Here is a 13,927-nt window from a genome sequence, read left to right as displayed (position 1 = left end):
TGTCCGCCGCTTCAGAAGCGACTTCATCATATTAACATCTTCATTTTTCGATGTCAACTATGTTTTTTAATTTCTTTTTTGTCGTTTTCTGCGTTTCCGCATCAGCGACGTTTATTAATATACCATCATGGTTTTTAAATAACAAGTATTTTTTATAAAAAAATACAAAAAGTTATCTATCCTACTTTCTTCTATAGAAAGAACCATTATCCTTTCTACTGAAAACATTCATTTTGATTGTATACAAGTTACTATACACTATCATCAACCAGGCGGTATTTCACAATAAGTTCCTAACCTTTAGTCCTCTCATTTTTAAATTTTACAATTACCACAGTTCTACTTAAGAAGGACAAATAACCATTTAAATGTAGAGTAACAAAAAACGAACTTCCCCTCGAAATATTAACTTAAGATTATTGTTAGAATTTTTTTACATTTAATTAATGAAAGATATCCAATTTTTGTTATATAGTAAGAAAGTGCCCACAAAACTATAAATAAACTAATGGAGGAATTATCTTATGGATAGGTTAACAAAATTTTCATTAAAAAACCGAGCCGCTATTATTATCATGGTTTTTCTCATTTCCATACTTGGCGTTTATTCCGGCTCTAAATTACCTATGGAATTTTTACCAAGCATCGATAACCCCGCAATAACTGTCACGACATTATCTCAAGGGCTCGATGCTGAAACGATGACCAAGGACGTAACTGATCCCCTTGAAAAACAATTTCGTAGTTTAGAACATATCGATGGCATCACTTCTTCCACAAACGAGGGATTATCACGCATCGACATTGCATATACATCAAAGGCAAATATGAAAGACGCGGCACGCGAAGTCGAAAAAACAATTAATACAATTAAATTACCTAAAGATGTAACTAAGCCTGTAGTTAGCCAATTAAATACTTCTATGATTCCACTCGCTCAAATTACCATCCAAAAACAGAACGGATTTTCAAAAGCTGACGAAAAACAAATCGAGAAAGAAATCGTACCACAACTCGAAAGCATTGATGGTGTTGCCAATGTTATGTTTTTCGGAAAATCAACTTCCGAATTATCCATCGTACTTGACCCTAACCAACTAAAAGATAAAAACGTAACATCAGAGCAAGTATTAAAAGTTTTACAAGGAAAAGAAACTTCCACTCCGGCCGGAGCAATTACCGTTAATAAGGAAGAATACAACCTTCGGGTCATCGGAGATATAAAAAATGTAAATGACATTAAAAATATTACCGTTACACCTCAAGTAAAGTTACAAGATGTCGCTCAAATTGAACTAAAACAACATCATGATACAATCTCGCACATAAACGGAGAAGAAGGAACAGGATTAGTCATCATGAAAGAGCCGAGTAAAAACGCGGTTGCAATTGGAAAAGAGATTGATAAAAAGATTAAAGATATAAGCAAGCAATATAAAGATCAGTTTTCTATTAAACTTCTAGCTTCAACTCATGAACAAGTTGAAAATGCTGTTACTAGTATGGGAAAAGAAGTAATCCTTGGGGCAATTGCTGCAACTCTCATTATCTTAATCTTTTTACGCAGCTTCCGAACAACACTCATCGCTGTCGTTAGTATTCCGCTATCTATTTTATTAACACTATTTTTACTCCATCAATCCAACATCACACTTAACATTCTAACTCTTGGTGGCTTAGCCGTTGCTGTGGGACGTCTCGTCGATGATAGTATCGTTGTCATCGAGAACATTTTCCGGCGTTTACAAAAAGAAACCTTCTCTAAAAATATTATTCTTGAAGCAACGAAAGAGGTCGCAGTCGCAATTACCTCTTCTACTTTAACAACAGTCGCCGTTTTTTTACCTATCGGTCTCGTATCGGGAGTAATTGGAAAACTAATGTTACCTATGGTATTAGCAGTTGTATATTCTATCCTTTCTTCTTTAATCGTTGCGTTAACAGTTGTTCCACTTATGGCTTTTTTACTACTCAAAAAAACAAAACGTCGCAATTCTCATTCTTCACCGCGATATGTCGCTACATTAAAGTGGGCTCTTTCTCATAAGTTTATCATTCTACTCACTTCTTTTTTATTGTTTGCAGGATCCATTGCAGCCTACATATTACTACCGAAAGCGAACATAAAGTCTGAGGACGATACAATGCTATCCGTTAACATGACATTTCCAACCGATTATGATTCTGAAGCTAAAAAACAAAAAGCCTTTGATTTCGAAAAGAAACTACTCTCTAATTCTGATGTAACAGATGTTATTTTGCGAATGGGATCTAGCGCAGAAGATGCACAATGGGGACAGACAACTAAAAACAATCTTGCAACTATATTTGTAGTCTTTAAAAAGGGATCTGATATCGACCAATATATTAAAGAATTAAAAAAAGAGCATAATGCTTTTGAACCAGCTGAACTTGATTATATAAAAACTAGTTACTCTGACTCCGGAGGCGGAAACAACTTACAATTTAACGTAACCGCTACTAACGAGACAAATTTAAAAAAGGCCGCTAACATCGTCGAAACAAAACTAAAAAGTATGGACGCTCTCTCTAAAGTAAAAACAAATATAGAAGACTCTAAAAAAGAATGGCAAATTCATATCGATCAAACAAAGGCGGAACAACTCGGTTTAACACCAGAATTAGTAGCACAACAAGTATCATTCCTTATGAAGAAATCTCCTATTGGGGAAATTTCAATCAATAATGAAAAAATAACTATTATGATAGAACATAAAAAGGCATCCATTAACAAACAAGAAGATATTTTAAACACAAATATACTCTCACCTATTAACGGACCTATTCCTTTAAAAGACATTGCAACTATTTCAGAAAAGCAACTTCAAACAGAAATCTTTCATAAAGATGGGAAAGAAACGATACAAATTACTGCAGAAGCTTCAAGTGAAGATTTAAGTAAAGTAAGCGCAGAAGTAAATAAGGCTATAACCGACTTAGATTTACCTAACGGAGCAAAAGTAAATATCGCAGGCGCTACCGAGTCTATGCAAGAGAACTTCACAGATTTATTCAAAATTATGGGGATTGCAATTGGGATTGTATATTTAATTATGGTTATCACCTTCGGGCAAGCACGTGCTCCTTTCGCGATTTTATTCTCTTTACCATTAGCTGCTGTCGGCGGTATTTTAGGATTAATCATTTCAAGAACACCTGTTGACGTAAATTCATTAATCGGCGCATTAATGTTAATCGGGATTGTCGTTACAAATGCTATTGTATTAATAGAAAGAGTACAACAAAATCGGGAAAACGGTATGGAAACAAGAGAAGCCTTACTAGAAGCAGGATCTACTAGATTACGCCCAATTATTATGACAGCTATAACAACAATCGTCGCTATGCTACCACTCCTATTCGGTCAATCTCAAGCAGGAAGTATGGTATCCAAAAGTCTGGCCGTCGTTGTAATCGGTGGTTTGGCAGTCTCAACCGTTCTTACATTAGTAGTCGTTCCCGTTATGTATGAACTATTAGATAAAATCGGGCGAAAAAGACGCTCCCGCAGAAAAATAAGTACTTCTACAGAAACACCTGATATTTAAACTAAAAGGCGTTATCTTCTCGAATGAAGATAACGCCTTTTTATTTATCTACCGATATAACTCATTATTTTCGGGGCATATTGCTCTAGTAGCTTACCAGAATCTACAAGAAGATATTCATCATTCGAGGGTCTCTTACTGCCATCTAGCCACTTTTTTCAAACGCTACTTCTGATTCTACTGACTTATCTTATATTCACGTGTTTGTAACCTACGATTAATTTCTTCTATATTATTAAGATAACATTCAATATATTTATATGTAGCACCATACTTCCGATATAAACCTATTCCCTTTTCAACCATCCCATCATAGAGACATGGACTATCTAATATAACACTATGTTCTTGTTCTAACAAAAAACCTATCAGTTCCCACTCAATATAATAGGAGACTCCCCACAACAACTGTTGATTCACTTCCTTTTGCCGTTAATGATTTTAATAATGCTGATTTCACGAGATCATGACCTACAATAACTGCACCTGTTAACTTAGCGCTATACTTAGAAAGTGTCGATTTACCTGATCCAGAAAATCCCGACATTTGCAGAAAGAACACTTTCATCCCAACATCCGTATATCAAGTTGCCTATTCACCAACTCTCCTTCTTTTCCTGCTAACATCAAAATGGCCGTAAAAAAACTCCCTGTTTATAAACAGAGAGTTCTTACCTTCAATTTATGCCGCTTTTACCTTCTTTGTCGTTTTACTTTTACTTTTTCTTTTCGTTCCTGTAAAACGCTTGTGTAATACAGATGCTACGAAACGAGAAATGATATTAAAGAGTAATACCATAATAATTAATACAGCTGCAGATTTTGTTGCAATTAACTTCGCATCTGGGATAATCCCTTCAGAGTTTAATTTCCAAATGTGAACAGCTAACGTTTCAGCTGGTCTAAATGGATTTAAAGGATGCGAGGGGCTCGAGAAGTCCGCTGCTGAATTTAAAATAGGTGATGTTAAACCCGCTGTATAAATTAACGCCGCAGCTTCACCGAATATACGGCCTGCCGCTAAAATAATACCTGTAATGATTTGTGGTAACGACGACGGAATAATGATACGGGCAATTGTTTGCCATTTCGTTGCACCTAGTCCAAGACTCGCCTCTTTTACATTATGAGGAACTTCAGAAATCGCATTTTCACAAACACGTGTTAAACCAGGTAAATTCAAAATAGTTAAAGCAAGAGCTCCACCCATTACTGTATATCCCCAGCCTGTCATTGTAACAAATACTAATAAGCCAAATAGTCCAACAACAATAGAAGGTAAAGACGCCATTGTTTCAATACATAAACGAACAAAACTTAAAAAACGACCTTGTTTTGCATACTCCGCTAAATATATTCCAGCCCCTAATCCAAGAGGAATAGATATAATAAGTGTTATAACAAGCATGTAGAAAGAATTGAATAACTGTGGACCAATTCCCCCACCAGCTCTTGTATTGCTTGGTTCTCCGAATAAGAAACTAGGATCCCAAAATCCCCATCCCTTTTGCAGAATTTCGTACATTAAAAAAGCCAGCAAAGCTACAACTAAAGCTGCAACCGCATAAAAGATACCTGTCCAAACTTTATTTACCGTTCTTGCATTCATTATTATCGCTCACCTCTTTGACCAATCGCTCGAATTACTAAAATAAACAGGAATGAAATAACAAGTAAAATCATTGCTAACGTCCATAGCGCATTGTTCCAAGCTGTTCCGTTCAATGTATTCGTCATATCCATTGTCAGAATACCAGTTAACGTTGCTGTTGGACTATATATTCCTTCCGGTAATTTAATCGTGTTCCCGATTACCATTTGAACCGCTAACGCTTCACCAAAAGCACGCGCTAACCCTAAAACTATACCTGTTAAAATCCCTTGTTTTGCAGCAGGAACAATAACTCGGCTAATCGCTTGCCATTTCGTCGATCCTAGACCGTAAGAAGCTTCCAAGTAATCAAACGGAACAGAGCGTATTGCATCAGAGGCAATACTAGCAATAGTAGGTAAAATCATAATACTTAGGACAATAATACCCGCAATTAAACTAAAGCCCACTCCACCAAACGAATCACGTAATAGAGGAACCAAGATCGTAACCCCTAATAATCCGTATACAACTGATGGAATACCAACTAATAATTCTAAAACAGGCTTTAATACTTTATTCCCAAACTTCGGCGAAATTAAATTCATGAATATAGCAAGAGCTATAGCAATTGGTGCACTAATGACAACAGCACCTAGCGACACAAGCGTCGAACCGACAATAAAGATTACAGCACCATACGTACCTTGATCAGCATTTGGATTCCATTTTGTCGAAGTTAACACCTCAGAAAATGAGATCCCACTTTGCGTGAAAGATTGAATTCCTTTGCCGCAAATAAACGCAATAATAGCTAATGTAATAAAAACAATAAAGATACCGCAAAACGTAACAAGTGATCTACCTATATATTCACTCTTTACGTAATTAATTTGTTTTTTCCCCTTCATCACAGGACAGACCCCACTTCATAGATTGAAATGAACAGGACTGGCCTTGCAGCCAGCCCCATAAAATTTTATTACTTATTTAATTTAGACATTGGGATGTAACCCATATCTTCTACTTGTTTTTCGAAATCTTTACCTTTTACATAGTCAATGTAAGCTTTTGTCGCTTCTTTTGCCTCACCTTTAGTTACCATGTACTCGTAAGACCAGAATGGATATTTACCAGCAGAAATGTTTTCAACTTTCGGTTCAGCACCATCAATTTTCACAGTTTGCAATGCACCTTTTTTATCGCCAACCATGTAAGACATTGCTAAATAGCTGATTGAACCTGGAGTAGAGTTAATTGCTTGCTCTACTGCACCGTTAGAATCTTGTGTTGTACCAGTTCCATCATTAATTTTAGCTTCTTTCATAACTGTTTTTTCAAATGTAGCACGTGTACCAGATGAAGCTGGACGATTAATTACATTGATTTTCTCATCTTTTCCGCCTAACTCTTTCCAGTTCGTCACTTTTCCAGTGAAGATATCTTGTACTTGTTTTGCTGTTAAGTTATCAACTTTTACATCTTTATTTACGACAAGCGCGAATGCGATACCCGCTACCTTGTTATCTACTAATTCTTTCGCTTTTTCAGCATCTTTTATTTTATCTGAAGCCGGAACATCCGAATTACCAATTTGTACTGCACCAGATGCTACTTGGTTAATCCCAGTTCCACTACCGCCACCTTGAACTTGAATAGAAACTTTTGAATTTTTCTCCATGAATTTCTTTCCAGCTTCCTCCGCAAGAGGTTGAAGAGCTGTAGAGCCAGCCGCTGCAATCGTACCTGATAATTCTTGTTTTGCATCGCTACCTTTAGCAGCTTCCTTATTATCCGTACTTTCTGCTTTTCCACATCCAACTAATGCACCTGCAACAACTAAAGCCGCTAAAGAAAATTTAATACCCTTTTTCATAATCATGTCTTGTACCCCCATTTGGATTATCACTTTTCGAATTCATCTTCTTTCGAACACAAATTCATTGTAGGACAACAATATTATGTGAGTGTTAAGCAATTTTTAAGTTTAAGTAAATAGAGATAACATCCCATAAAAGCTAGGCATTCCAACATTTACAGTTAAAAAAGCCAACAAAACCCACACTAAACACGCAGTATTGTAAATTTATTCTTAACAATGTAAATCCAATGTAAATATTTTTCTTTATTTTGCCCTTTAAGTTAAAACTATATTTACAAATCCACTATATTTTTAAAAGTTTACACTCTTACTTTATTTACATTAAGAAGAATTTCAGTAATATTTTTCGGTACAACTCAATAAATTGGAACAATTCTAAAAATATTTGAATATTTTTAAAGTACTAATTGACAGCATCATTAAATGTAGTCTACTATATTAGTATCAAAAAGTTTACCTAAGGAAACTTTTTAAACTAAAACTAAAAATATAGAGATGAGGTAACTTTTATGGTATCGGCTAATACTAAACCCCTTTCCGAATTCAGAACAGGGGAATTTGTACAAATTGAGAAGATACAATTAGAAGGAACTATGAAACGACGTTTATTAGATTTAGGCTTTTTTCCTGGAGCGACAATTAAAGTATTACAACGCAGCCCACTTGGAGACCCAGTCGCTTATCAAGTAAGCAACACAACTATTGCACTGCGTAGTGAAGAAAGCTCCCTTATTTTCGGGGTATTAATAGGAGATGATTTCAGATGAGTAACCATCGCATTGCGTTAGCTGGTAACCCGAATACCGGGAAAAGTACATTATTTAATACTTTAACAGGCTTAAAACAACATACTGGAAACTGGACGGGGAAAACTGTTTTAAAGGCTGAAGGGGAATATAAGCATGGCGGAAATATATATACAATAATAGATTTACCTGGAACTTACTCACTGTATTCAAATTCGGCAGATGAAGAAGTCGCACGAGATTATATTATATTTGAAAAACCAGAAGTAACTGTAGTTGTTATAGACGCAACTGCAATGGAAAGAAATTTAAATTTAGCACTCCAAGTGATGGAAATGACAAACGATGTGGTCATTTGTATTAACTTAATTGATGAAGCGGAGAAAAAAGGAATCATTATTGACGAAAAGAAATTAGCAAAATCACTCGGTGTACCGGTAGTTAAAATTTCAGCCCGAAACCGAGTTGGTATCGGACATTTACTAAGCGTCATTGCTAAAGTAGCAACTAAAAAACTCATTCCAACACCAATTAAAATTACTTATAATGAAAAAATTGAAAATATGATTCAAGAATTAGAACCACAAATTTATAAAGTGTTCGGCAATACGTATCCAGCACGTTGGATTGCGTTACGTATTTTAGATGGCGATAAGAATTTCTTAACTGCACTTCAAAAACATCATAACGAACCACTTGTAAGGGAGGTCGTAATAAATGGAATCTCACTCAGCCAGTAAAGCTCTTCCGCTGGACTATATTGTTCAACATGCACAAACGCTTTCAAAAGAGGACATACGAGATGATATTGTCGGAGATATTTATCGAACCTCCGCAAGTATATGTAAAGAAGCTGTCCAATATACGAATACTGACAAATTATATCGTTCAGAAAGATTAGATAAGATTTTCACTTCTCCTATTTGGGGATTTCCAATTATGCTCGGTATTTTATCTATTATTTTTTATCTTACAATCGCCGGTGCTAACGTGCCATCCGAGATGATTGCTGAATTTTTTGGCTGGGTCGAAGGATATTTAACATCTTGGTTCCAAGCAATGCATGCACCAGAATGGCTACATGGTGTTTTAATACTTGGTTTATTCCGTGGTACCGGAGCCGTTATTAGCGTTATGTTACCACCTATGGCAATCTTCTTCCCTATGTTTGCCCTCTTAGAAAACTATGGATATCTACCACGCGTTGCGTTTAACATGGATCGTTTATTTAAACGCTCTGGCGCGCATGGGAAACAATCTTTAACTATGGCAATGGGGTTTGGATGTAACGCTGCCGCTATTATGTCAACACGTATTATCGAATCACCACGTGAGCGTATGCTTGCCATTTTAACAAACAACTTCGTCCCATGTAATGGACGCTGGCCTACATTAATCTTAATGGCTTCATTATTTATGGCTGCTGGATATACAGGCAGCATGCAAACACTTGTTACTGCCGGCGTTGTCGTTGGAATGGTTGTAATTGGCGTTATTGTAACTTTAACTGTTTCTTGGGTTTTATCAAAAACTGCTCTAAAAGGCGTTCCAACTCACTATACGTTAGAGTTACCACCATACCGTAAACCAAAAATTTGGAATACAATTGTGCGTTCAACGCTCGATAAATCAATATATGTTTTAAAGCGAGCTGTAATTGTAGCTGCACCTGCCGCTGTATTAACTTGGATACTTGCTAATATTTTCGTCGGTGACACAAGCTTACTTATGCATTTCGTAAACTTCCTAGATCCATTCGCTAAATTACTAGGACTTGATGGTTTTATTCTAGCGGCATTTATCCTTGGGCTACCAGCTAATGAAATTGTTATTCCAATTTTATTAATGTCTTACTTATCAACTGGTGCTTTAACTGAAATAGATGATTTTAATCAAATTAAAAATCTATTCTTAGAACACGGTTGGACTTGGTTAACTGCGTTAAACACAATGTTGTTCTCCCTTCTTCATTTCCCATGTGGAACAACACTGGTTAACATATATAAAGAAACAAAAAGTGCAAAATGGACATTTTTATCGTTTGCAATCCCTACTGTTATTGCCATTGTTGTTACACTCCTCTCTACACAATTGGTACATTGGTTAGGGCTTGTATAAGCAAAGTATACATAGAAGGTATCCCCCTTCAACATATGCTTTGTGCAAAAAAGAAACCTGAAACTTATTCAGGTTTCTTTTTTTGCGCATCCTTTTTCCACGGCTGGGCACCATACGTTGTAAGTTTTTTATGAATAAAATATATAGTCCCTGGAAGAACCGCCATTAATATAGTGCAACTAATTCCCAATCCAGTAAACAACTTCCATCACCTTATTTCACTCTCTTCGGTAAAGCTGAGCCTGAATGTGCAATTGTTGGATGAACATGAACAGTAATTTCAGCATTACTAAAGTAATTTTCGCCTTGATCCCAATTCTTACTTATCTTTTTCCACTCTTTATAATTATGTCGCTTATATACTTCCCCTAATGCTAATACATCTACCTTATATTTTTTTTGAACAAGCTTAATCGATTTTTGGATGCGTTTCTCCATTTCCTCTGAAATATCCTTCTCTAAACGCTTTTCATTCAAAACCTTTTTATGATCACTAAAGTGCAACTCAGCCAATGTACCTTCCAGAGATAAGTGAATATTAAACTTTGGTTTTGTAGCATTTTCCGTAGATACTTTAATCTTTCGGTGCATCTTATGAATTTCATATGTAATAAGCTGGTCTTTTTTGCGGATAGTAAAAAAACCTCCAATTTTTTTACCTATTATATAATTCATTCCTAATGTTTGTTCTCCACTTAAACTGCCTACACACTTATTATCCTTCCCACGAAACAGCGCTGCCCCATTCATTTGTACCCCTTGTTTTGTTAGTTCGAGAATAGGTAATACGAAACTTTGGTTAGCAATCATTTTTTGCTGTACCTCACCAATTCTTGCAGCCTCGATCATTTGAGCATTTTTCGGAGGATGCTCAGCTAACATATCAATGTATTGCGCTGGTAAATTTTCAGGCTTTGCACTTTGTTTTAAAATAGCTTCTGCATTTTTCTTAGAAACAAACAAACGAATATTTCTTCTCATCTCATGATCGCGAATATATACATCCAATGTATTTTGTAAAATATACGGTTTCGATAGTAATTCTTCAGAGAAAATAATTACTTGTATATGCGGAAAAAATAATGTACGACTAATCTTTTTAGCAATAATTCTTATTTGTTCAAACACACTATCTGCTTTCGCACTAACATTAATATAATTTTCGCCATCTCCATCACCTTGTCCACCTTGCTGCGCTAACTTACTGGGAAGTACCATCTGATACGTCCCTTTCATAATTGGATTTGCTTTCTTTACCTTTACAATATCGTAAGCTGCACCTACTACAAATCCTCTTTCTTCTATTTCTTCTAACTCAGAGCACCCACTTATAGATCCAGCTAAAACCATAACCATTATAATTTTAAGAAGGTGTTTCATTTCTACCATTCCTTCTTTTTATTTTATATACAATAAAAACTAACAAAGGCGCTAGCACGACAAACCCCATATCTATCCAAGCTAAATAAGTCCCATAATTTGACAATTCTTTCGAATTACTAGGTATCATATTCACCATAAAAATAATCGGGGCACTTACAAAAATGAAAATATGTTTCTTCACTTTCGGAAACATAGCACAAAATAATAAAGATGCGACGTCATAATACATTGCTGTAGTGTTATAAATAGTAATAATCCAAGTAGTAAAAAAAATCGCATCAAATCTTTCTAAAAACCCTCCACCAATTTCAATTTCTTTCCCTAATTCAATTGTTGGATATATCAATCCACGTGTTGTCATATACGTAAAAACACTAATACAAGTTACATAAATTAAAATGTATGACAACACATTTACTATCACCGCTTTTGCAACTGCCATTGGCGCTTTTTTCGCTGTCTTATCGTTCAACAACACAGCATAAAACAGAGCTACCTCAAATCCGATGAATGTAAAAATAGAATTCTTAACTCCTACAGCATACTGACTGACATTCGTTTGAAAAGCCGGTAGTAAATTATCTATTTCCATTAAGTTCACATTCAATAAAGAAAGAAGCACTATCGCAATTAAAACAATTGGTAAGAATAGAACATTTAACCTTAATAAAGCCGCTCTCGATCCTGCTACTCCATAAATAACAACTAATAAGAAGAAGAAAGACAATAGCTGTATTGGTGTATCACTAAATAAATATGTTTGTGAAATAACCGCAATCATTCGCGATTCATATGCTGTCAAAGCTGCAAACGTTAATACTAAAATACTACTAATTGTGTACGCAACAGGTTTCGTCAAATGCGCACTTGTATATTGAACAAAGTTTTGTTTTGGGAATAAAATAGCTACCCTCGTTACAAACCAACCTAAAACCGCACATATCAATCCACCCAAAAGTAAAATAATCCAACCGTCCGAAAATAAAGTTTGATCGGCAATATCTCTCGGCATAGACAATGCCCCTATACCAATAATGGTTGACGATACCGCAAAGCCAATTTCCCGAGATCCAATCTCTTCATCGCCATACTCAAATGGTTTCAATTATTTTCGCTCCTTTGGACGTAATGTAGGGTCTTTCGTTTGTAAATATTCCGGTCGTTCTTTCAACATTGATTTTGGCAAGCGGATCATTTCTTCTTCCCAATCTTTATAAAAAGCAGGAGCAATAGGTGTTGTATACGGAACCCCAACACTCTTTAAATTTGTAATATGAACCGCAAGTGCAATAAGAGCTAAAATGATTCCGTACAATCCAAAAGCAGTCGCCGCTAACACAAAGACAAAAAGTAAAATCCGAAACGTAATTGTAATGCTATATACAGGCAGTGAAAATGTAGCAATTGCAGTAACTGCAATAATAATAACTAAGAACGGATTTACAATCCCTGCATTCACCGCCGCTTCTCCAATTACAAGACCGCCTACAATTCCAATTGTTTGTCCCATCGGTTTTGGCAATCTAATTCCTGCTTCTCGTATTAACTCCATCGTTAATGCCATCATTAACGTTTCTATATATGCCGGAAATGGCACCCCTTCTCTCGCTCCCGCAATAGAATAAGCTAGTTTAGATGGGATAAGCCCTTGATGATACGATACAAGCGCTACGTACATGGCAGGTAATAAAACAGCAGCGATACCTGACCCCATACGTAAAATTCTTAATAACGTTCCAATTACCCAACGCTCATAATGATCTTCTACAGATTGAAAAATATCAACAAACACTAGTGGAGCTATAAGAGCAAACGGTGATCCATCTACTAAAATGGCCGCTTTCCCTTTCGCCAATGCAGCCACTATATTATCTGGTCTTTCTGTATTTAAAAACTGCGGAAATGGAGACAAATTATTATCTTGAATTAATTGCTCAATCGTTCCTGTCTCAAAAATGACATCTGTCACTATTGATTGAAGACGCCGATCTAGCTCTTTTACGATGTAAGGGTTAATAATATCTTCTATATATATTAGGGTTACTTCTTTCTGCGATCGCTTCCCCATAATATAAGATTGAAACCGTAACTTCGGATCACGTAAACCACGGCGAATTAACATTTTATTCACATTAATATCTTCATTTAATCCAACTCTCGGTCCACGTATTAAATCTTCTGTCACTGGCGGTTCTAGACTTCTTTTCTCCCAAGCCCTACTGTTAACAACAATAGCCGTTTGAATATTATCAATTAATATGACTGTATCTCCTGCTAAAACCGCATTTATAATGTCTGGAAAAGTTGTCTTCATACCGACTTCTGCAATAGAAATAAAACGATCCAACAATGTCTGAACCACAGCTGCTTCATTTGGTATTTCTTCATATTGAAGTGTACGAACTACGTATTTATAAACATTATCCTTATCTGTCAATCCACATAAAAAAACAACCGCACAACGTGTAATGCTACCAGCAAGAGCAACTTCTCTAATTGTTAAATCATTAGGTGAACCTAACTCATCTCTAATTTCCTTCATAACTTCAAACAAGTTACCTTTTAGCTCTAACAATTTCCCCACCTAACTTCCTTTTTAACAAGTTTTTAGTTAGATTCCGCTAATAGAAGAAAATAT

11 protein-coding genes and 1 pseudogene are annotated in these 13,927 nt (G+C 35.8%); 4 read left to right on the top strand and 8 right to left on the bottom strand.

The genetic code is table 11. From position 1 onward, the window contains the following. Nucleotides 1-524: 524 nt before the first annotated feature. Complete coding sequence (locus JTF23_RS11430; protein WP_204208783.1) at nt 525-3,569, top strand: efflux RND transporter permease subunit; 3,045 nt, start codon at nt 525-527, stop codon at nt 3,567-3,569. 44 nt (nt 3,570-3,613) lie between these two features. Here the strand turns inward: JTF23_RS11430 and JTF23_RS11425 are convergent. From JTF23_RS11425 to JTF23_RS11410, 4 genes and pseudogenes are all read right to left on the bottom strand, one after another. Then, a pseudogene (locus JTF23_RS11425) lies at nt 3,614-4,131 on the bottom strand (P-loop nucleotide/nucleoside kinase family protein). Between the two features lie 120 nt (nt 4,132-4,251). Beyond that, nucleotides 4,252-5,178: a phosphate ABC transporter permease PstA gene (gene pstA / locus JTF23_RS11420; RefSeq protein ID WP_204208782.1), complete on the bottom strand. Its 927-nt coding sequence runs from the start codon at nt 5,176-5,178 to the stop codon at nt 4,252-4,254. 2 nt (nt 5,179-5,180) lie between these two features. Continuing rightward, on the bottom strand, nt 5,181-6,071 hold the full coding sequence (gene pstC, locus JTF23_RS11415) for a phosphate ABC transporter permease subunit PstC (RefSeq protein WP_002090872.1): 891 nt from the start codon (nt 6,069-6,071) through the stop codon (nt 5,181-5,183). Between the two features lie 71 nt (nt 6,072-6,142). After that, nucleotides 6,143-7,042, bottom strand: coding sequence for a phosphate ABC transporter substrate-binding protein PstS family protein (locus tag JTF23_RS11410; RefSeq protein ID WP_002114243.1), 900 nt, complete (start codon nt 7,040-7,042; stop codon nt 6,143-6,145). Between the two features lie 509 nt (nt 7,043-7,551). On the opposite strand from JTF23_RS11410, the gene JTF23_RS11405 reads away from it, so the two are divergent. The 3 genes from JTF23_RS11405 to JTF23_RS11395 are packed head-to-tail and all read left to right on the top strand — an operon-like array spanning nt 7,552 to nt 9,906. Continuing rightward, nucleotides 7,552-7,809 carry a FeoA family protein gene (locus JTF23_RS11405; protein WP_002090873.1) on the top strand — a complete coding sequence of 86 codons (258 nt, stop codon included), beginning with the start codon at nt 7,552-7,554 and terminating at the stop codon, nt 7,807-7,809. Beyond that, nucleotides 7,806-8,528: a FeoB small GTPase domain-containing protein gene (locus JTF23_RS11400; protein ID WP_070127922.1), complete on the top strand. Its 723-nt coding sequence runs from the start codon at nt 7,806-7,808 to the stop codon at nt 8,526-8,528. The genes JTF23_RS11405 and JTF23_RS11400 overlap by 4 nt, the downstream gene beginning before the upstream one ends. Then, complete coding sequence (locus JTF23_RS11395) at nt 8,506-9,906, top strand: nucleoside recognition domain-containing protein (RefSeq protein WP_204208781.1); 1,401 nt, start codon at nt 8,506-8,508, stop codon at nt 9,904-9,906. The genes JTF23_RS11400 and JTF23_RS11395 overlap by 23 nt, the downstream gene beginning before the upstream one ends. Before the next feature lie 64 nt (nt 9,907-9,970). Here JTF23_RS11395 and JTF23_RS11390 read toward each other — a convergent pair whose 3' ends face one another. The 4 genes from JTF23_RS11390 to gerLA are packed head-to-tail and all read right to left on the bottom strand — an operon-like array spanning nt 9,971 to nt 13,873. Beyond that, nucleotides 9,971-10,108 carry a hypothetical protein gene (locus JTF23_RS11390; RefSeq protein WP_087945977.1) on the bottom strand — a complete coding sequence of 46 codons (138 nt, stop codon included), beginning with the start codon at nt 10,106-10,108 and terminating at the stop codon, nt 9,971-9,973. Nucleotides 10,109-10,119: 11 nt separating this feature from the next. Further along, nucleotides 10,120-11,286 (bottom strand): Ger(x)C family spore germination protein, encoded by a 1,167-nt coding sequence (locus JTF23_RS11385; protein WP_002114237.1) that lies wholly within the window; start codon nt 11,284-11,286, stop codon nt 10,120-10,122. Continuing rightward, entirely contained in the window at nt 11,270-12,394 is a 1,125-nt protein-coding gene (gerLB, locus tag JTF23_RS11380; protein ID WP_002114234.1) for a spore germination protein GerLB, read from the bottom strand. The genes JTF23_RS11385 and gerLB overlap by 17 nt, the downstream gene beginning before the upstream one ends. Then, nucleotides 12,395-13,873, bottom strand: a complete 1,479-nt coding sequence (gene gerLA / locus JTF23_RS11375; RefSeq protein ID WP_204208780.1) for a spore germination protein GerLA — start codon at nt 13,871-13,873, stop codon at nt 12,395-12,397. Nucleotides 13,874-13,927: the final 54 nt, after the last annotated feature.

Source organism: Bacillus sp. RIT 809, assembly GCF_016892495.1.
Taxonomy (GTDB): Bacteria; Bacillota; Bacilli; order Bacillales; family Bacillaceae_G; genus Bacillus_A; species Bacillus_A cereus_U.
Note: the sequence above shows the minus strand (reverse complement) of the source record. Positions and strands in the feature narration are given on the sequence as shown.

What these genes read in the sequence shown, in the direction of transcription:
- JTF23_RS11405 (WP_002090873.1), top strand. Translation starts at nt 7,552, where the DNA reads ATGGTATCGGCTAATACTAAACCCCTTTCCGAATTCAGAACAGGGGAA.
- JTF23_RS11395 (WP_204208781.1), top strand. Translation starts at nt 8,506, where the DNA reads ATGGAATCTCACTCAGCCAGTAAAGCTCTTCCGCTGGACTATATTGTT.
- JTF23_RS11430 (WP_204208783.1), top strand. Translation starts at nt 525, where the DNA reads ATGGATAGGTTAACAAAATTTTCATTAAAAAACCGAGCCGCTATTATT.
- JTF23_RS11385 (WP_002114237.1), bottom strand. Translation starts at nt 11,286, where the DNA reads ATGAAACACCTTCTTAAAATTATAATGGTTATGGTTTTAGCTGGATCT.
- pstC (WP_002090872.1), bottom strand. Translation starts at nt 6,071, where the DNA reads ATGAAGGGGAAAAAACAAATTAATTACGTAAAGAGTGAATATATAGGT.
- pstA (WP_204208782.1), bottom strand. Translation starts at nt 5,178, where the DNA reads ATGAATGCAAGAACGGTAAATAAAGTTTGGACAGGTATCTTTTATGCG.
- JTF23_RS11410 (WP_002114243.1), bottom strand. Translation starts at nt 7,042, where the DNA reads ATGATTATGAAAAAGGGTATTAAATTTTCTTTAGCGGCTTTAGTTGTT.
- JTF23_RS11400 (WP_070127922.1), top strand. Translation starts at nt 7,806, where the DNA reads ATGAGTAACCATCGCATTGCGTTAGCTGGTAACCCGAATACCGGGAAA.